Below are 18,805 nucleotides of genomic sequence, written 5' to 3'. Positions count from 1 at the left end.
TAATCATTAGCTATACCTGTTAAGTGGAGAAACAGATGAATACAGTAAAAAAAATTGCCTTAGCAATGGTCATTGCACTACCCGCTTTTGCTCACGCAGGAGAAGCAAAAGTTAAATGGCATGACTTTAACGATTACCGCGATGTAGAACCTGGTAACAACTCACCGAAAGGTTCATTTCATAAAAATGTGGCAAAGAATTTTGAAAAACACTTTAATAAACTTGCTGAAAAGTTACCTGAAGGCTACACCTTCAATGTTGAAGTGACTGAGCTCGACCTAGCGGGTGATGTGCGTTTTGGTACTATGAATGAATTACGTATCGTTAAGCCAATTTATTTCCCGCGTATCGACCTAAATTATTCGATTACCGACAAAGACGGTAAAGTGATAAGTGAAGCAAACGATGTAAAGCTTAAAGACATGGGCTTCATGGATCGTATGAAAATGGGGCGCGATGAAGCCTATTATTACGACAAGCGCTTAATCACTGATTGGTTTGAAGATGAGTTACTGCCGTCGTTAAATTTGGGTGAATGATAACTTTAAGCTGTAAGCCTTAAGCCGTCAGTTTAAAGTTGAACTGTGTTGTTTGTTGGTCTTGTAAAAGACCTCTATCGTGGGAGGCGTTTTAACGCCGAAAAACAATTAACGGCCAAAGCTACCCCCACATGTAGGCGTGAAATTTATTTCGCGCGATAGCCTCTATTTACAATAAATAAAATAGAGGCTTCTACGTTACTTAAACGTCGCTAGCAGTTGTAATAACTGTTGCAGTTTAATAACGGTTTTTTTCAGTTTTTCTTCGTCCATACCGTCGTTGCTTAAGCTTTCTACATCAGCAGCAACATCGAGAACGTAAGGTTTAAAGCGTTTCGCTTCAAAATCAAAGCCAGCATCTTTTGCAAATAAGGCTTTGAATTTGCCATGGCCTTGCTGCTGTAAATCATCTAATTTTTTATCAGCATCAAGTGCCTGACGATAAACGATTTTTAGGTTAGCATTGAGTTGTTCAATAATTGAATCCATTTTTTTCCTAAAGCTTTAGACTGCAATGCCGATATAGTACGTGGATTGTCATAAAAAGTCAGGTAATGAACTATGAATATATCAGGATCAAGCTTACCAGCGATGAGTGGCGGTGGCGAAAGCGCAGAAGTTTACAGCGCATCGCTTGCTAAAAAACAGCAAAAGGCTGATGGTGCTGCGGCACTTGCACTTATCGAAGGTGCAGCAATGAACACCAGTGCTGCACAAACACCTGCTAAGTCGGTAACTGCGACACTAGGTAACAACGTAAACGTATACGTTTAGCTAAAGTATATTGAGATCGATAGGCGTTTTACTTTTTTCGCCGCCGATCTCGCGCACCAACTTAGGAACTAAGAACCCCGGCAATGCAGCTAGCATAGCCGTCACGATTTCCCGTGCCTGACTCTCAGCTATATCAAAATGGCTAGCACCCTCAACTTTATCTAGTAGATGTAAGTAGTAAGGAAGTATATCTGCCTCAAATAGCGCTTCACTTAGTGCAACTTGCGACTCGACAGAATCATTCACATCTTTTAGTAACACCGCCTGATTTAATAACGTAACCCCTGCAGCTTTTAACCTTTGCATGGCCGCTTTAAAGTCATCATCAATTTCGTTAGCGTGATTGATATGATTTATAAACACCACCTTTAAGGGCGATGCAGCAAAGCGTGCACATAGCTCATCGGTAATTCTTGCAGGGATCACAACAGGTAAGCGGCTGTGAATACGCATGCGTTTAATTTGCGGAAGCTGCTCTAACTCATCCATAAACCAACTAACAGCATCGTCTTTGGCCATCAATGGATCGCCACCACTTAAAATGACTTCGTTGATGTTGCTGTCTGCTTTTATGTAAGCCAGTGCGTCAATCAAGCTGCGTTTGTTTAATTGGTTTTCTTGATAAGGAAAATGGCGTCTAAAACAATAACGGCAATTTACGGCACAGCCGGTTTTAAACATCACTAAAACCCGAGAGCGATACTTGTGTAACAAACCAGGTTGGTTGTTATCTTGCTCTTTTAGAGGATCTTTGTCGTAACCTGTTTTTGCTAAAAATTCTTGGTGTCTTGGCATCACTTGCAGCAAAAGAGGGTCGTTTATGTCGCCATAACGCATTTTTTTGATGAAAGGCAGCGGCACGCGGACAGGAAAAAGACTGCGTGCTTTGAGGTCTTTTTCGTCTACTTTGCTTGATAATCCTAGCATTTCTAGCAAGCGTTCAGGACAAGTGACAACATTTGCCAATTCTTTTTGCCAGTTTTTATGCAAATTTACTTCATTTCTTTGTATCATTGACACGTAGATTACTCGAAATTATTTAGACAGAGGAAACGATGGCGAATTATAGCACCAATGAGTTCAAGGGCGGCCTAAAAATTATGTTAGACGGCGAACCTTGCAGCATCTTAGAAAATGAAATGGTAAAACCAGGTAAAGGCCAGGCGTTTAACCGTGTTCGTATTCGTAAACTTATCACAGGTAAAGTACTAGAAAAAACATTCAAGTCAGGTGAATCAGTTGAAGGTGCAGACGTAATGGATACAGATTTAGCGTATCTATACACTGACGGTGAGTTCTGGCACTTCATGAACAACGAAACATTTGAGCAAATCGCTGCTGACGAAAAAGCGCTTGGCGACAATGCAAAATGGTTAGTTGAAAATGACGTTTGTACAATCACGCTTTGGAACGGTAGCCCAATCGCAGTGACTCCACCAAACTTCGTTGAATTAGAAATCACTGAAACAGATCCAGGTCTAAAAGGTGATACAGCGGGTACTGGCGGTAAACCAGCAACATTAAGCACAGGTGCTGTTGTTCGTGTTCCTCTATTCGTACAAATCGGCGAAGTGATCAAAGTTGATACACGTAGCGGTGAATACGTGAGCCGTGTTAAGTAACAGGCTTTGTTAAGCAATTTATTATAAAATCCCAGCTTCTGCTGGGATTTTTTTTGGGAAACACTATGTCTAATGTCCTTTGGCAACCAAGCGCCGATATTGAAACTTTACGCCACCGTGCCGCTATCATCCGCCGTATTCGCGAGTTCTTTTATGCACGTGATGTTATGGAGGTTGAAACGCCAAGCTTAAGTGCGGCCAGTGTAACCGATGTGCATTTAGCGACATTTAGTACCGAGTTTGTTGGTCCTGGTCATGCTGGTGGCTTACCACTTTATTTGCAAACGTCACCTGAGTTTGCCATGAAGCGTTTACTTGCTGCAGGCTCTGGGGCTATTTTCCAGCTATGCAAAGCCTTTCGTAATGAAGAGGCGGGTAGTCATCATAATCCTGAATTTACAATGCTTGAGTGGTATCGTCCGGGTTTTGATGAATTTGCGCTTATGGATGAAATGGATGAGCTTATGCAATTAGTGCTTGGCGTAGAAAGCGCAGAGCGACTCACTTATCAGCAAGCCTTTGTAAACGCCTTAGGTGTTGATCCTTTAACTGCTGATATCAGCACATTGCAGCAACTAGCAACAGAGCAGGGCTTTGCCGATATTGCTGCGAATGAAACGCACCGCGATACCTTGTTACAGCTATTATTTTGTATGAAGGTAGAGCCAACGATTGGCCAAGAAAAGCCTTGTTTTGTTTATCATTTTCCAGCTTCGCAAGCAGCTCTTGCCCAAATTTGTCAGCACGATGAGCGAGTAGCAGGGCGCTTTGAGTTATATTTTAAAAATATGGAACTGGCAAACGGCTTTAATGAGCTGACCAATGGCAAAGAGCAAGCAGCTCGTTTTAGTGAAGATAATCAGTACCGTGAAGTAAATGGCTTAAAGCAAGTGCCAATGGATGAGCGTTTAATAGCTGCACTAGAGCATGGCTTACCACAATGTGCGGGTGTCGCACTGGGTATTGATCGACTCATTATGCTGGCAACGAATAAACAAAAGATTAAAGACGTACTCGCCTTTGATGTTGAAAGGGCTTAACTTATTTGGCTCTAGGCTCTAGGTGTTTGGGTGCTAGGTAAAAAAGCCTAGCACCTAATTGCTTATAGCTCGTAAATAAATGTCACACCGGCAACCATAGGTTCGCCAAGCTGTGTGTATGTATGAGTGGTGTAACCATCTAATGGGTCGTTACCAAACTCAAAACCACGAGTTGGTACGTCTTCGTCAAATAAGTTACGTGCCCATGCATTAATGCTCCAATTATCACTTTCATAACCAAATGAAGCATTCACTAAATTAGTGCTTGGTGCTTGTGAGTTATGGCTATCAGAGAAGTAGTAATCATCTTTACCTTCTACACCAATTGATGCATAAAGTGCTGGCGTAAAGTTATAACGCGCAGTGAATGCATATTGGTATTTAGGTGCTTGTGCTTGATCTCGACCATCTTGATCTAGGCCTGATTGCGCAACAAAGTCATTGATTTCTGTATGTAGATAACCTGCACTACCTGTTAGTAGCAAATTGTCAGTAGCTTGGAAGCTGCCTTCAATTTCTAAACCGTAGTTTTCTCCAGAGCTTGCGTTATCGATATAGCCTGTGAATTTTTGGCCTTCAACTTGCCACGATTTTAGCTGCATATCTTCACGGTACATGTAGAAAGCGGCAAGACGTAACACAAACTTATCGTCCAGAGAGCTGCCTTTCACACCAAATTCACCGCTCCATAGGTATTCAGGGGCAAATGATGTGTGATTAGCAAAGAAATCAGCATCTAGGTTTAAGCCTTCGTCTTTTGCTTTTGCTAACGCTTCAGAGTTAATACCGCCAGCCTTATAGCCACGAGTAATGCTGGTGTAGATCATAGTGCGATCAATGACTTGGTATTCAAGTGCAAGCTTACCGCCCACCATTACATCATCGGTTTCTTCAATAAAACCGTTATTGTCGGTGTAGTCACCTTGATACTGTTCAACACGCAGACCTGTAATTAAAGTTGTTTTTGGGCCGATAGGCGTTGCTAATTGACCGTATGCAGCAATATTGCTGGTTTCATAATTTGATGCAAATGGTTGCGCAAGCCAAGTGTATTGGCGTTCTAAGTCAACTTCGCGGCCTTGGTAGTAAATACCGGCAACCCATTCACCAGACTTGCCGCTAAATTGTAGTTCGGCTGCCTGATCTTGGCGATCGCGCAAATAAGTATCTGTTGAGCTATAGCCCCACTCATGCAAGCCTGCAGCACATAATTCAGGTTGGGCTTCATCATTACACACCCAGTCTTCGTCAAAGCTATATAACAGCTCACTGTCGATACCAGATAGGTTTAGGCTAACATCAAAAAAGTCAAAGCCGGTGTATATGTTTGCTAAACCAACCGCAATGCTTTCTTGGTTGTCTTGGCCTGGCTCATCAGCAACACTGTAACGGCTGTTATCTAGTGTGAAGGCGTCATAGCCGTTATTGATATCGATGTAATGTACATTGAGCTCTGTGCGTAGGTGATCAGTTAATTGGCTATGTAACTTAAAGCGAGAAACAAGCTCATCTTGTTGCTGGGTATCTTCACCTAAATAACGGTTTTCTACATAACCATCAGACTCACGTTGATAAATGCTGGCGCGTACTGCAGTGTCGTCGGTAATACCCGTACCTGCGGCAATACCTGCTTCATAGCTGTTGTAGTTGCCAGCACCTAATTGTATTTTCACACTTGGGTCAAGAGTGGGTGTTGCAGATTCCATTTGAATCATGCCTGCTAAGGCATCAGCACCAAAGCGAGTCCCTTGTGGGCCGCGATAAATTTCAACTTGGTCGATATCAAATAACAGTGAACTGCCGCCTAAACCAGAGTAGTTAATACCGTCGATCACTAAGCCAACCGAAGGATTAATAGGGTCAACAAACTGTGAGCGTAAACCAACACCACGAATTTGCACGAAACGACCACGAGATGCACCAGAGGTAAAGTTTACATTCGCTGCACTAGCAAGCATCTCATCTAAAAACTTTGCACCACGTTGATTGATTTCATGATCAGAAAACAAGCTTGCGCTGGCACTAAGGGTTTGAATGCTTTCTCTTTTGAAATCACCGGTAACTTCAATCGTTTCTAGATCACCGTCTTCAGCGTAAGCAATTGAAGATGCTGCAAATAAAGGCAGGATGGCAGCAGATAATAATGATAAACGTCGTTTCATGCGGATACTTAACTCCATTTTCGGGACTGCTATTCTAGCAACCTAGCTAGCCAAATGGCTATAAAATCAATTTTTATGGTATAAACGCAGGCAATTATACGTAAATTGATTAGGAATACGACTATGACCTTTAAAGTAGACTTTAAAGTGCGTGATTATGAGTGTGATTTACAAGGCATTGTTAATAACAGTGTTTATTTTAATTATCTAGAGCATGCTCGCCATGAGTTTTTACATGCTCAAGGTATCGATTTTGCAAAGCTAGCAAGAGAAAAAGTAAACCTTGTCGTGCTGCGTAGCGAAATGGATTACAAGGCATCACTAGTGCCGGGCGATGAGTTTTACGTTGCCGTTGAGCCTGAGCGTATCAGCCGTTTAAAGTTTGCTTTTAGGCAAACGGTGTATCGTAAACATGACGATAAAGTGATGCTGCAAGCTTTGGTGATTGGCACGTCGGTAAATGAAAAAGGTCGTCCTTTTTTACCAGAAGAAGTCGATAACTTATTCAAATAGTCTGCGTTGTTATTTAAAAAGCTAACTTAGAACAATTTTTTACAGATAAAACATGTTTTTTTAACGATCAATTGCGTTAAATGTTGTTATTATTACTACATTGAAATTTGAATCGTAAAAAAATATGAAGTTAGTAGCCTTGCCCCTCCTTTTAGTATTATTTTGCATGGGCTGCTCATCGACAGGGACAGTCACTAGTGAGCAATTAAAATATACACAGTGGCAATTATCAAAAGTGAATGGTTTAGCCATTCCTGTATCCCAAACAGCCTCGCTGCGTTTTATCGAAGCGATGCAGGTTAACGGCTTTGCTGGCTGTAATAAATTTTTTGGTGAAGGTGCGCTCAGCGAAGATACGCTAACAGTAAATAAGTTAGGTATGACACGTAAATCTTGTGGTGAGCAAGTTGATGCGCTTGAGCAGCAATTACTGTCAGCGCTAAAAGAAGGCGCAGCCATTACTTTAACTGGTGAGCAACTTACCCTACAAGGCGAGCACCATTTTACCTTCATTGCAAAAAACTAAAGTGGCTGAGCTTGCAGCAATTTTTTAACTGGCGTACACTCAGGGCGTTTTAAAAGAAACGAATCTATACTTGTCGGAGTGCCTTAAATAAGGCTGAGATCGCGAAAGCGGGATCCGTGAACCTGATCAGGCTAACACCTGCGTAGGGAACAAGCTGCCTCACTGGGCGCTTGTGCGCCAAATTTTTGGGGCATAAGCGGCACAGGCTGCACTAGTAAGCACTTAGCTTATTGACGATCCAATGGCGTTTGCCACTCTCTATTGCATTTGCAATATCTGACAAGACAACCCTTAAAGCAATGAGGTAAGTCATGTCAAACACAACAACTAAACCATCTCGCCGCGAAGTCCGCGCGGCTGCATCAGATTATATTTATAACTTAACGGGGCAACCGTTTCCTAATTCTCATAAAGTTTATGTAGAAGGTACACAAGACAATGTACGAGTAGGGATGCGTGAAATCACTCTCAGCGATACCTTTATCGGTGGTACAGAAGAAAACCCAGTATTTGAATCTAATGCGCCAATTCGTGTTTACGATACTTCGGGCCCATACACTGACCCAGATTTTAAACTTGATGTGCGCAAGGGCCTTGAGAAATACCGTGAAAAGTGGATTGAAAGCCGCGGCGACACTGAAATTTTAGACTCAGTGACTTCGCAATTTTCTCAACAGCGAATGGCAGATGAAGGGTTAGATCATATCCGCTTTGAACATCTACCAAAGATCCGCCGTGCAAAAGCTGGCAAAAACGTTACACAAATGCATTATGCGCGACAAGGCATTGTGACGCCTGAAATGGAATATGTGGCGATCCGTGAAAACATGGGACGCGCTAAAATTCGTGAAGAGTTACTTGCGGCCCAGCACAAAGGCGAATCGTTTGGCGCTAGTATTCCTGATTTTATTACCCCTGAATTTGTGCGTGATGAAATTGCCCGTGGCCGCGCCGTGCTTCCTAACAACATCAACCATCCAGAAACTGAGCCGATGATCATCGGCCGAAACTTCTTAGTTAAAGTGAACGCGAATATTGGTAATTCGTCGGTGACTTCATCAATCGAAGAAGAAGTAGAAAAAATGGTGTGGTCGACTCGTTGGGGCGCCGACACGGTAATGGACTTATCAACGGGTCGCTATATTCACGAAACCCGTGAGTGGGTAGTACGTAATTCGCCTGTGCCAATTGGTACCGTACCTATCTATCAAGCGCTTGAAAAAGTAAACGGTGTGGCTGAAGACCTAACGTGGGAGATTTTCCGCGATACTTTGATTGAACAAGCAGAACAGGGTGTGGATTACTTTACCATTCACGCTGGAGTATTACTGCGTTACGTGCCAATGACGGCAAAGCGTGTTACCGGTATTGTTTCCCGTGGTGGCTCAATCATGGCGAAATGGTGTTTAGCGCACCATAAAGAAAACTTCTTATACACGCACTTTGAAGAAATCTGTGAAATTTTAAAACAGTATGATGTGTGTTTCTCATTAGGTGATGGCTTGCGTCCGGGCTCTATTGCTGACGCTAATGACGAAGCCCAGTTCAGCGAATTACGTACTTTAGGTGAGCTGACAAAACTTGCTTGGAAACATGATGTGCAAGTGTTCATTGAAGGCCCTGGCCATGTGCCAATGCATATGATCAAAGAGAACATGGAAGAGCAGCTTAAACACTGTGAAGAAGCACCGTTTTATACTCTTGGTCCATTAACCACGGATATTGCACCGGGGTACGATCATTTCACATCAGGTATTGGCGCTGCGCAAATTGCTTGGTACGGCTGCGCTATGCTTTGTTATGTAACCCCTAAAGAGCATTTAGGCTTACCAAACAAAGAAGACGTTAAAGAAGGTTTAATCACTTACAAAATTGCTGCTCATGCTGCCGATTTGGCAAAAGGTCACCCGGGTGCGCAAGAGCGTGACAACGCATTATCAAAAGCGCGCTTTGAGTTCCGTTGGCACGACCAATTTAACCTAGGTTTAGACCCTGAACGCGCCCGCGAATATCACGACGAAACACTGCCACAAGAATCAGGCAAGATTGCACACTTCTGCTCTATGTGTGGCCCTAAGTTCTGCTCGATGAAGATCACTCAAGAAGTACGTGATTACGCCAAAGATCTTGAGGCAAGAGGCATAGATCCGAATAACGTAGGTGATGCTATCGAAATCAAAATGGTCGATGTTGAAGCCGAAATGAAAGCGAAATCAGACGAGTTCAAAAAAACAGGCTCTGAGATTTACCACAAAGCCGTTTAATTGATGGAGCTAGGCATCAGCGATAGGCTCTGGGTTTTTACCTAGAGCCTAGCGCCTAGAAAGTTTATGTCATTAAAGATAGCGATACTGGGTTTTGGTTTAACTGGCCGTTTAACTGCATTAGCACTTGCTAAAGAGCATCAGTTAAGTGTGTTTGAGCAAGATGATGAACATGCTAGCAACAGTGCCGGTAGCGTTGCTGCAGCAATGTTAGCCCCTCTTGCAGAATCAGTCCTGTGTGAACAGGATTTAGCCCTACAAGGACTTAATAGCATCACGCGTTGGCAGCAAATTTTAAGTGAGCTCGATGACGCTGTGTATTTTCAACAAACAGGCAGTTTAGTGGTTGCTCATCAGCAAGATAAGGGCGATTTACAAAGTTTTGTGAGCCGCTTGAAACCGCTTGAAAGCTATCAGGCACAGGCATTGGTTGGCACTCAAATCGCTGATCTTGAGCCAGAACTAGCTGGGCGTTTCCATCAAGGTGTGTATTTACCTTGTGAGGGGCAGCTCGATAATCAAGCATTTTATAGCGCTAGTTTTAAAAAGCTTACCTCGCAAGGAGTGCAATTTAACTTTGGCTGTAAAGTTGAATTGAACGCCCATCAAGTGAATGGCCAAAGCTATGATTATGTATTTGATTGTCGCGGCTTAGGTGCAAAACAGGCTGAACCCTTACTGCGTGGAGTAAGAGGGGAGGTGGCGCGTTTATATGCACCAGAGGTGAATCTAACCAGACCGATACGACTGATGCATCCGCGTTACCCAATTTATATTGCTCCTAAGCCAAACCATCAATTTGTGATTGGTGCGACTGAAATCGAATCGCAAGACCGCGGTAAAGTCACCGTGCGCTCGGCGCTGGAGTTATTGTCTGCTGCTTATACGGTGCATAGCGGCTTTGCTGAAGGGCGTATCGAGAGCTTGCAATCTGGGCTTCGCCCTGCGTTTGCAGACAACCGTCCGAAAGTCACAAAACAAGGTCGAGTGATCAGTATTAATGGCTTATATCGTCATGGCTATCTACTTGCGCCTCAGGTGGTTGATGATGCAGTAAGCTTAATTGCTTAAGGATAAAAATGAATATTTTAATTAATGGTCAGTCAGTTACAGTAAGCGAGAATACATCGCTCACTCAAGCGTTGAGCCAGTTTGGTGCAAGACCTCCTTTTGCCGTTGCCGTTAATGGTGACTTTGTACCGCGCAGTCAATGCGATGCTAAAACCCTCAACGAAGGCGACAGCATTGAGTTATTGTCGCCAATTCAAGGAGGCTAAGATGGATTGTTTTTCGGTTTATGGTGAGCAGTTTACGAGTCGGTTACTGATAGGCTCAGCATTGTATCCTTCACCTAGTGTTATGCAGGATTCGATAGTGGCCTCACAGGCTGAAATTGTCACGGTTTCATTAAGACGCCAGCAAAGCGCTGCTGCGGGTGATGATTTTTGGCAACTGATAAAAAACACTGGGTTAAAGGTGCTGCCAAATACGGCGGGTTGCCATAGTGTGAAAGAAGCAGTGACCTTGGCGCAAATGTGCCGCGAAGTGTTTGCCACTGACTGGATCAAGTTAGAACTAATTGGTGATGAATATAATTTACAGCCCGATCCTATCGCATTGCTCGAAGCCACTAAAATTTTATTGGCTGATGGCTTTAAAGTTTTGCCTTATTGCACAGATGATTTAGTGCTGTGTCAGCGCCTCGCTGATTTAGGCTGCGAAGTACTAATGCCTTGGGGCGCACCGATTGGCACGGGTAAAGGCTTGCTGAATCCTTACAACTTAAAAATGATCCGTGAGCGCTTGCCAAACCATACTTTAATTGTTGATGCGGGCTTAGGTTTACCATCTCATGCCTGCCAAGCGCTTGAATTAGGGTATGATGCCGTATTATTAAATTCGGCAATTGCGGGTGCAGGTTGCCCAGTGACGATGAGTAAAGCGTTTAAGAGTGCTGTAGAGGCGGGGCGATATAGCTATGTGGCTAAAGCGATGCCAGAAAAAGACGTCGCAAGCCCGTCAACGCCGACGCTCGGAATGCCATTTTGGCATCAAGAATAAAATGTGAGGAATAACATGAATCAGGTTGTATGGACCATAGCTGGCTCAGATTCGGGCGGCGGTGCAGGAATTCAAGCCGATATCAAGGCAATGCAAAGTTTTAATGTACATGGCTGTACGGTTATTACTGCTTTAACGGCACAAAATAGTTTAGGTGTAGAAGCGCTTAACCCGATTTCAACAGAAGTGATTGAGTCGCAACTATTAGCCTTAGCCAGTGATATGCCTGCCAGCGTGATTAAAATTGGTATGCTTGCCAATGTGCAGCAAATACAGCTTATTAGTGAGCATTTAAAACATTACAAAGCGACTTGGGCAGAGCCGCCTTTAGTTGTTTATGATCCGGTTGCCATTGCCTCAAGTGGTGATTTATTAACAGAAGAAGATACCGTTAGTGCCATCAAAGAGTGCTTATTGCCATTAGTCGATGTAGTAACACCGAACACCCACGAAACGCAGCAATTAACCGGTGTTTATTTGATTGGCCCAAGCGCAGTGAAAGAGGCCGCAGAAAAGTTAACCGGCTATGGTGCAAAAGCGGTGATTATCAAAGGGGGTCATTGGGATTACCCAAGTGGCTATTGCATTGATTACTGCCTGCAAGGTGAGCAGGAATATTGGCTTGGTAACGAAAAAATTCAAACTCCGCATAGTCACGGTACTGGATGCAGTATGGCCTCTGTGATTGCTGCGTGTTTAGCCAAACAGTATCCACTCAAAGATGCCTTTATTTTAGCGAAAGCCTATATCAACCAAGGATTAAAAGCAGCCGTTCGATATGGTGAAGGGATTGGCCCCGTTGCGCACACTTGCTTTCCAACAAATCTAGCAGATTACCCACAAGTCATCGAAGCGGGAAGTTGGCTCGGTGATGAACTCGACTTTGACTGCCCGGTTGATTTTACCATGGCAGCAGGTTTTGCCGAGTGCGACTCTAAACAGCTTGGGCTATATGCCGTTGTAGATACGGTTGATTGGTTAGAGAAGTGTTTAGCCGAAGGGGTTAAAACAGTTCAATTAAGAATGAAAAATGCAGACGATGCAGCACTTGATGAGTCGATTGCAAGTGCGGTTATGCTGGGGCAGAAGTACGATGCGCAGGTGTATATCAATGATTATTGGCAATTGGCGATTAAGCACGGCGCTTATGGTGTGCATTTAGGGCAAGAAGACTTACAAACCGCTAATTTAATTGCCATAAAAGAGGCGGGGTTACGCTTAGGTGTTTCGACTCATGGCTTTTATGAGATGCTGCGTGCACATAATTACAGACCAAGTTATATGGCGTTTGGTGCTATTTATCCAACCACCACCAAAGACATGACTGGGCAAATTCAGGGCTTAGAAAAGCTCGAAAAATTTGTGCCGTTAATGGCCGATTATCCAACGGTCGCGATTGGCGGGATTGACTTATCTCGTGCTGAGCAAGTTGCGAGTACGGGTGTTGGCAGTGTTGCCGTAGTACGTGCGATTACTGAAGCCGAAGACTACCAAGCCGCCATTGCCAAGTTAAAACAGCTGGTCGAAGGTCAGTGTTAATATGAGCGCGTTAAGCGACAAAGAGCAAATTCGTTATAGCCGCCACTTGCTATTAAAAGAGGTAGGGCTTGCGGGGCAGCAAAAGTTAAAGACTGCACATATTGTGGTTGTTGGAGTTGGTGGGCTTGGCTCACCAGCACTGTTTTATTTAGCGGCAGCAGGAATAGGAACGCTCACTTTGATTGACGACGATAAAGTTGAGCTTTCAAATCTACAGCGACAAATACTCTATAAAGTAAACCACATGGGGCAGGCAAAAGCACAGGCGGCTGCCAAGGTGTTAAGCAGTTTAAATAATCAAATTAAGGTTAAGCCTCTATGCCAAAAGCTTGATGAAAGTAACTGTGCTGAGCTACTTGAAGGTGCTGACATCATCCTTGATTGCAGTGATAACTTTGCTACCCGCTATTTGGTTAATCGCTATTGTTTAGCTAAGTCTATTCCGCTTGTTTCAGCTGCGGCTATTGCAACACAAGGGCAGGTGATGAGTTTTGATTTTCGTGATGAACAAAGCCCTTGCTATGGTTGTGTATTCCCGCAAACGGAGGACCAAACAGCACTTAATTGTGACAATGCTGGGGTATTGAGCCCGTTACTGGGTGCTATGGGAAGCATGCAAAGTTTATTGGCTATCAATATATTGCTTGGCCACAAAACGGGCAGCGAGTTTATTCAATTTGATGGACTAACACTAATGCAGCAGCGCTTTAATATTCAAAAAGACAGTGAGTGTTCAGAGTGTAATCGTGGGGTGTAGGCGCAATATTGTTGCGGAGATTAAGCAAACCACTTTTGCTCAAGTGGTTTGCTTAATTGAACTTATTAGTCGTTAATTTTCGCAAATGGTGTGCCCATTCGCGTCACTGTTTCTGGGTGTTGATCTGATAAGAACTCAGCTTGATTTGCACCCCAGGCTAAAATAACGGTAGAGCCTAACTTAAAGCGACCCATTTCTTCACCCTTCTTCAGAGTAATCGCGTTGTCACCTGTGGTTGGGTAATTCCAACTAAATACATCTTTACCTGCTGGTGGCGTGACTGTGCCTGCCCAAATAGTCTCGATGCTAGCAACAATTGTTGCACCAACAAGTACCATGGCTAGCGGGCCAATTTCAGTTTCGAAGATAGCCACAACACGCTCGTTACGAGCAAATAGGTTAGGTACATTTTGCGCTGTTAACGGGTTTACCGAAAATAAATCACCCGGTACGTAGATCATTTTGCTCAGCGTACCATCAACAGGCATGTGAATACGGTGGTAATCTTTTGGTGCTAAATAAATAGTCGCAAACTTACCGCCTAAAAACGGTGCTGTGTCTTCTTCTTTGCCACCAAGGAGTGCTTGTAAGCCGTAGTCATGGCCTTTTGCTTGGATGATTTGACCGTCTACTACATCGCCTAATTGGCTAATTGCACCATCAACTGGGTGAGCAATAATGTCGCTTTCTTCAGAAAGTGGACGAATACCTTCTTTTAACGGGCGAGTGAAAAACTCATTAAAAGTTTTGTAATGAGCTGGATCTGGGTATTTAGCTTCACTCATATCAATTTTGTATTGTTTGATGAACAATTTAATTAAGGCCGTTGTTAAGCCACCCGCTTTTGCTGCTGCTAACTTGCCAACCATGCGCGAAATGAAATGTTTTGGCATGGCATATTGCATAGCAATTTTGAATTTATCTAAACTCACTTGTTATTTCCTAAATAGTTATACGCGAGGAGCGCGTGCACCAGCACGGCCGTCGGCCATAGTTTCTAAAATTCGGTGGTAACTGTCAAAACGAAGTTCTGAAATTTCACCATCATCAACAGCTTGGCGAATTATACAGCCAGGATCGTTTAAATGCTTACAATCGCGAAAACGACAGCCACCAATAAAATCACGGAACTCTTTAAAGCACCAGGTAACACGCTCAACATCTAAATGCCATAAGCCAAACTCACGAATTCCTGGTGAGTCGATTAGGTTACCACCACTTGGTAAATGGTGTAATCGCGATACGGTTGTTGTGTGTTGACCAAGGCCGCTGTTCTCAGAGACTTCTTGGGTTAGGATGTCTGCATCAGGCAGTACCGTGTTTACTAAGGTTGATTTACCCACACCACTTTGACCAACAAAAATGCTGTTTTTATCGACCAGTTTTTGTTTAAGCTCAGCAATGCCTTGACCGGTTTTATTACTGACTAATAGTACTTGATAACCTAGCTCACGATAGATATCGAGAATTTCATCAATAAAAGCAAGGCCTTCATCGTCAATTAAATCTATTTTGTTAAGCACTAAAATAGGCTCAATACCCATGTCTTCACAGGCAACTAAATAGCGGTCGATAATGTTTGGTGTAAACTCAGGCAATACCGCAGAGACCATTAAAATTTGGTCGATATTGGCAGCGACGACTTTCACCCCGTCATAAAAATCAGGGCGCGTTAGTTGTGAGCGGCGCTCGTGGGTTGCTTCAATAACGCCTGCTAAGTCGCCTTCGCTAACTTTTGCACGGCGAAAAATAACTTCATCACCACATACAAGGCTCGATACAGTTCTGCGTATATTACAGCGCAATACTTCGCCTGATTCGGTTTCGATATCGGCATGTTGGCCAAATCGACTGATCACAACCGCATTTTCGGCAGGGCCTAAATTGTCATTTTGCCATTGCACAGTTGCCCCTTTCTGTTGCTTTTTGTCTGCATTAGAGAGGCGTTTTTGATGATTGGCCTTAATTCGACGCGATTGGCCTTTACTTAATTTCTTTTGTTTTGCCACTTTTGGCCTATAACTTGAGTAAATGTCGGGCTTTTTGAAAAAAAAGCTTTAGGTCGACTGATGATACTAATATGATATATCTAAATGCGTTGGATCTAAAGGAAAGCACCGCTAAGGTAACTATGTCTTTTCATAAATCAAATCTTATCTGGCTCGACCTGGAAATGACAGGCCTCGAACCAGCAACAGATAAAATACTCGAAATTGCCACTGTTGTCACCGACAGTGATTTAAACATCTTGGCTGAAGGCCCTGTTATTGCTATTCATCAAAGCGATGAACTGCTTGATGGCATGGACGAGTGGTGCACGACTCAGCACGGTCAATCTGGTTTAACAGCTCGTTGTAAAGCAAGCACATTCACTGAACAAGATGCTATTGATCAAACATTGGCATTTCTAAAGCAATGGGTACCTGCGGGTGCTTCACCTATGTGTGGTAATTCTATCGGCCAAGACCGCCGTTTTATGAATAAGTACATGCCTGAATTGGAAGACTACTTTCACTACCGTAACCTTGATGTGAGTACCGTTAAAGAACTTGCACGTCGTTGGAAACCTGACGTATTAGCGCAAGTGAACAAAAAAGGTTCACATCTAGCCCTCGACGATATCAAAGATTCGATCATGGAATTAAAGGTTTACCAAGAAAAATTCTTTAATTTGTAAAAAACATTTGCAAACACATCGGATTATTGTAGAATCCTGCCCCGCTTAAGACGTTAACCCCCGCGGGGTTGGTATGTCTCTAAGTAATTGAATGCGGCACTAGCTCAGTTGCCAGAACGTTTTACCGCAACCTTCAGGTTGTGCGACAACGGACAAATTACTGACTACTTATAAAGCGGCACTAGCTCAGTTGCCAGAACGTTTTACCGCAACCTTCAAGGTTGTGCACCAACGGACAAATTACTGACTACTTATAAAGCGGCACTAGCTCAGTTGGTAGAGCGCAACCTTGCCAAGGTTGAGGTCACGAGTTCGAGCCTCGTGTGCCGCTCCAATTTCTCACCAAAAGAAATTGGCTTAAGTTTCAAGGGGAAAGTAACTAACTTGAAGCTTGTAACTTAAAACTAGTAACTTATTGTGCGGCACTAGCTCAGTTGGTAGAGCGCAACCTTGCCAAGGTTGAGGTCACGAGTTCGAGCCTCGTGTGCCGCTCCAATTTCTCACCAAAAGAAATTGATATAAGTTTCAAGGGGAAAGTTGAAAGCTCCAAGCTATTCAAACTTGAATCTAGAAACTTGTAACTAGTAAATTATTGTGCGGCACTAGCTCAGTTGGTAGAGCGCAACCTTGCCAAGGTTGAGGTCACGAGTTCGAGCCTCGTGTGCCGCTCCAATTTCTCAGCAAAAGAAATTGATATAAGTTTCAAGGGGAAAGTAACTAACTTGAAGCTTGTAACTTAAAACTAGTAACTTATTGTGCGGCACTAGCTCAGTTGGTAGAGCGCAACCTTGCCAAGGTTGAGGTCACGAGTTCGAGCCTCGTGTGCCGCTCCAATCTCTAAATAAACCCCAAAACACTTTCTTAAATATAAAGCCAAGTTTTGCTTACAGCTTACAGCTAGTTTTAGATCTGGCCTTGAATCGTCGCGACAATACGTCTAGCGCCACCATGATCTCGGTGTTCACCTAAATAGATACCTTGCCAAGTACCTAGCATTAAACGGCCTTGGTTAATTGGAATAGTGAGTTCAGCACCTAATGTACTGCTTTTTATGTGGGCTGGCATGTCGTCATCACCTTCATAATCATGGCGGTAATAACTTTGTCGTTCTGGCACAAAATGATTGAAGTGACTTTCCATATCCATTCTCACTGTAGGATCTGCATTTTCGTTAATCGTTAAGCTTGCAGAAGTGTGTTGTATGAATAGGTGTAATAAGCCGACTTTGTATTGTGCTATCTCTGGAAGTTGACGAAGTAGCTCGTCATCAATGATGTGAAAGCCTCGTGAGCGAGGCTTTAATTGAATGGTTTTTTGCTGCCAGCTCATAGTTTATCAAAGCTAACTTCAATATTGGCGTTACCATCAGCAGACGTGAATGGAATTAACACCTTAGCGCCTTCACATTTATGTGCAATTGTATGTCCCTTACCAGACACTACAACTGGCGTTGCCATATCAAACTCATAGCCCTTTTCGCCAAGTAGGTTTTTAGCGCCACCTGTTACCATGTTAGTAATTTCACCTACCATGTCGGTTACTTCTTCGTTCACCGTATCAGGGCGTTCACCTAGCATTCTTTCCATAATGGTCAGAGCTAGATTTTCATCAAAGGTGATTGAAAGTGAACCTTTAGTTTGTGGGCCAACCATACCAATCAAACCTGATACATCGCCACGGGCTAGTTCGTCTTTCTTTAAACTAGGTTTGCCCGGCTTTAATTCTGTTTGAGCCATAGTGCTCAATACATTTAATAGTGATGATAAAAAAGGGTTGATGAACTCCACATTCATTATTTATTTTCCCTTAGGTTTCGAAATGCCGTTAATCATACTTTAAGTGTAGTGGTTGTTTCAAACACCGCACTTATTCTTTGCATTTTTCGCATTTACCGTGCGCTTCGATTGTTTGTCCTGAGACAATAAATCCACTTTCTGCCGCTAAGTTATTAAGTTCATGAGAAATTACTGTTGAATGTAATTCTTTTACATAACCACAGCTGTCACAAATTAATAACTGTACAGGGTGAATGTGATCAAAATGATGGCACAACATAAATGAGTTGGTGCTTTCAATTTTATGAATAAAGCCAAGTTCCGATAAGAAATCGAGCGCTCGATAAATAGTGGCTGGTTTTGCGCCTGACTCAGTTAATTTGAGTTGTTCTAATAAGTCATAAGCACCCACACCACCTTGCGCACTAGCTAATAGGCGGAATACTTTTTCACGGATAGGTGTGAAACGTGCACCACGATTATCGCATACTTGTTTTGCTTTACTGACGAGTGATTCTATATTCATCTTCTCTTATCCTTACGCTACCGTGATATA

Annotated in this window: 21 protein-coding genes, 4 tRNA genes and 1 riboswitch; of the genes, 17 read left to right on the top strand and 8 right to left on the bottom strand. The window is 43.2% G+C overall.

Annotated elements, in window-relative coordinates; translation table 11 throughout:
• Positions 1-35 precede the first annotated feature (35 nt).
• Positions 36-539, top strand: coding sequence for a DUF3016 domain-containing protein (locus tag AUR67_RS15635; protein WP_054561135.1), 504 nt, complete (start codon positions 36-38; stop codon positions 537-539).
• A 198-nt stretch (positions 540-737) separates the two neighbouring features.
• Here the strand turns inward: AUR67_RS15635 and AUR67_RS15630 are convergent, their stop codons facing one another.
• Complete coding sequence (locus tag AUR67_RS15630) at positions 738-1,028, bottom strand: hypothetical protein (protein ID WP_054554123.1); 291 nt, start codon at positions 1,026-1,028, stop codon at positions 738-740.
• 72 nt (positions 1,029-1,100) lie between these two features.
• Here AUR67_RS15630 and AUR67_RS15625 point away from each other — a divergent pair, with 72 nt between their 5' ends.
• Complete coding sequence (locus AUR67_RS15625) at positions 1,101-1,313, top strand: hypothetical protein (RefSeq protein WP_054554124.1); 213 nt, start codon at positions 1,101-1,103, stop codon at positions 1,311-1,313.
• Here AUR67_RS15625 and epmB read toward each other — a convergent pair whose 3' ends face one another.
• The gene (epmB, locus tag AUR67_RS15620) at positions 1,314-2,327 is read right to left on the bottom strand and encodes an EF-P beta-lysylation protein EpmB (RefSeq protein ID WP_058585951.1); all 1,014 of its coding nucleotides are present in this window, start codon (positions 2,325-2,327) and stop codon (positions 1,314-1,316) included. It lies immediately after the preceding gene.
• 41 nt (positions 2,328-2,368) lie between these two features.
• On the opposite strand from epmB, the gene efp reads away from it, so the two are divergent.
• Together efp and epmA are read left to right on the top strand one after the other, a co-directional pair.
• Entirely contained in the window at positions 2,369-2,935 is a 567-nt protein-coding gene (gene efp, locus AUR67_RS15615; protein WP_054554126.1) for an elongation factor P, read from the top strand.
• A 65-nt stretch (positions 2,936-3,000) separates the two neighbouring features.
• Complete coding sequence (gene epmA / locus AUR67_RS15610) at positions 3,001-3,975, top strand: elongation factor P--(R)-beta-lysine ligase (RefSeq protein ID WP_058585950.1); 975 nt, start codon at positions 3,001-3,003, stop codon at positions 3,973-3,975.
• Between the two features lie 62 nt (positions 3,976-4,037).
• Here epmA and AUR67_RS15605 read toward each other — a convergent pair whose 3' ends face one another.
• Positions 4,038-6,137 carry a TonB-dependent receptor gene (locus tag AUR67_RS15605; RefSeq protein WP_058585988.1) on the bottom strand — a complete coding sequence of 700 codons (2,100 nt, stop codon included), beginning with the start codon at positions 6,135-6,137 and terminating at the stop codon, positions 4,038-4,040.
• Between the two features lie 123 nt (positions 6,138-6,260).
• Between AUR67_RS15605 and AUR67_RS15600 the strand changes: the two genes are divergently transcribed.
• The 8 genes from AUR67_RS15600 (at position 6,261) to AUR67_RS15565 (ending at position 13,797) form a co-directional block, all read left to right on the top strand.
• Positions 6,261-6,650: an acyl-CoA thioesterase gene (locus AUR67_RS15600; protein ID WP_054561129.1), complete on the top strand. Its 390-nt coding sequence runs from the start codon at positions 6,261-6,263 to the stop codon at positions 6,648-6,650.
• A 124-nt stretch (positions 6,651-6,774) separates the two neighbouring features.
• Positions 6,775-7,176, top strand: a complete 402-nt coding sequence (locus AUR67_RS15595; protein WP_054561128.1) for an META domain-containing protein — start codon at positions 6,775-6,777, stop codon at positions 7,174-7,176.
• 64 nt (positions 7,177-7,240) lie between these two features.
• A riboswitch (TPP riboswitch) is annotated at positions 7,241-7,342 on the top strand.
• A gap of 145 nt (positions 7,343-7,487) precedes the next feature.
• The gene (gene thiC, locus AUR67_RS15590) at positions 7,488-9,440 is read left to right on the top strand and encodes a phosphomethylpyrimidine synthase ThiC (protein WP_054554131.1); all 1,953 of its coding nucleotides are present in this window, start codon (positions 7,488-7,490) and stop codon (positions 9,438-9,440) included.
• 66 nt (positions 9,441-9,506) lie between these two features.
• The gene (locus AUR67_RS15585; protein ID WP_058585949.1) at positions 9,507-10,511 is read left to right on the top strand and encodes an FAD-dependent oxidoreductase; all 1,005 of its coding nucleotides are present in this window, start codon (positions 9,507-9,509) and stop codon (positions 10,509-10,511) included.
• Between the two features lie 8 nt (positions 10,512-10,519).
• Positions 10,520-10,717, top strand: a complete 198-nt coding sequence (thiS, locus tag AUR67_RS15580) for a sulfur carrier protein ThiS (protein WP_058585948.1) — start codon at positions 10,520-10,522, stop codon at positions 10,715-10,717.
• 1 nt (position 10,718) lies between these two features.
• On the top strand, positions 10,719-11,501 hold the full coding sequence (locus AUR67_RS15575; RefSeq protein WP_058585947.1) for a thiazole synthase: 783 nt from the start codon (positions 10,719-10,721) through the stop codon (positions 11,499-11,501).
• Between the two features lie 15 nt (positions 11,502-11,516).
• On the top strand, positions 11,517-13,040 hold the full coding sequence (gene thiE / locus AUR67_RS15570) for a thiamine phosphate synthase (RefSeq protein WP_058585946.1): 1,524 nt from the start codon (positions 11,517-11,519) through the stop codon (positions 13,038-13,040).
• A gap of 1 nt (position 13,041) precedes the next feature.
• Positions 13,042-13,797 (top strand): HesA/MoeB/ThiF family protein, encoded by a 756-nt coding sequence (locus AUR67_RS15565; RefSeq protein ID WP_058585945.1) that lies wholly within the window; start codon positions 13,042-13,044, stop codon positions 13,795-13,797.
• Between the two features lie 65 nt (positions 13,798-13,862).
• Here the strand turns inward: AUR67_RS15565 and asd are convergent, their stop codons facing one another.
• Both asd and rsgA read right to left on the bottom strand, forming a co-directional pair.
• Positions 13,863-14,729, bottom strand: coding sequence for an archaetidylserine decarboxylase (gene asd, locus AUR67_RS15560; protein ID WP_201024597.1), 867 nt, complete (start codon positions 14,727-14,729; stop codon positions 13,863-13,865).
• Positions 14,730-14,747: 18 nt separating this feature from the next.
• The gene (gene rsgA / locus AUR67_RS15555; RefSeq protein ID WP_058585944.1) at positions 14,748-15,806 is read right to left on the bottom strand and encodes a small ribosomal subunit biogenesis GTPase RsgA; all 1,059 of its coding nucleotides are present in this window, start codon (positions 15,804-15,806) and stop codon (positions 14,748-14,750) included.
• Between the two features lie 122 nt (positions 15,807-15,928).
• Between rsgA and orn the strand changes: the two genes are divergently transcribed.
• The 5 genes from orn to AUR67_RS15530 all read left to right on the top strand — a co-directional run bounded on the left by orn (position 15,929) and on the right by AUR67_RS15530 (position 17,307).
• Positions 15,929-16,474, top strand: coding sequence for an oligoribonuclease (gene orn, locus AUR67_RS15550; RefSeq protein WP_054554138.1), 546 nt, complete (start codon positions 15,929-15,931; stop codon positions 16,472-16,474).
• A gap of 258 nt (positions 16,475-16,732) precedes the next feature.
• Positions 16,733-16,808: transfer RNA gene (locus AUR67_RS15545), tRNA-Gly, on the top strand.
• 85 nt (positions 16,809-16,893) lie between these two features.
• Positions 16,894-16,969, top strand: a tRNA-Gly gene (locus tag AUR67_RS15540).
• 101 nt (positions 16,970-17,070) lie between these two features.
• Positions 17,071-17,146 (top strand) — tRNA-Gly (locus AUR67_RS15535).
• 85 nt (positions 17,147-17,231) lie between these two features.
• A tRNA-Gly gene (locus tag AUR67_RS15530) sits at positions 17,232-17,307 on the top strand.
• 70 nt (positions 17,308-17,377) lie between these two features.
• Here AUR67_RS15530 and AUR67_RS15525 read toward each other — a convergent pair.
• The 3 genes from AUR67_RS15525 to AUR67_RS15515 form a co-directional block, all read right to left on the bottom strand.
• Positions 17,378-17,803: a secondary thiamine-phosphate synthase enzyme YjbQ gene (locus tag AUR67_RS15525; RefSeq protein ID WP_058585943.1), complete on the bottom strand. Its 426-nt coding sequence runs from the start codon at positions 17,801-17,803 to the stop codon at positions 17,378-17,380.
• Positions 17,800-18,267, bottom strand: a complete 468-nt coding sequence (locus tag AUR67_RS15520; protein ID WP_054554140.1) for a chemotaxis protein CheX — start codon at positions 18,265-18,267, stop codon at positions 17,800-17,802. Before AUR67_RS15520 ends, AUR67_RS15525 begins: the two co-directional genes overlap by 4 nt.
• Before the next feature lie 73 nt (positions 18,268-18,340).
• Positions 18,341-18,775: a transcriptional repressor gene (locus AUR67_RS15515; protein ID WP_054554141.1), complete on the bottom strand. Its 435-nt coding sequence runs from the start codon at positions 18,773-18,775 to the stop codon at positions 18,341-18,343.
• Positions 18,776-18,805: the final 30 nt, after the last annotated feature.

It is taken from the genome of Pseudoalteromonas sp. XI10 (assembly GCF_001469895.1).
Taxonomy (GTDB): Bacteria; Pseudomonadota; Gammaproteobacteria; order Enterobacterales; family Alteromonadaceae; genus Pseudoalteromonas.
This window is presented reverse-complemented; position numbering and strand designations above follow the sequence as displayed.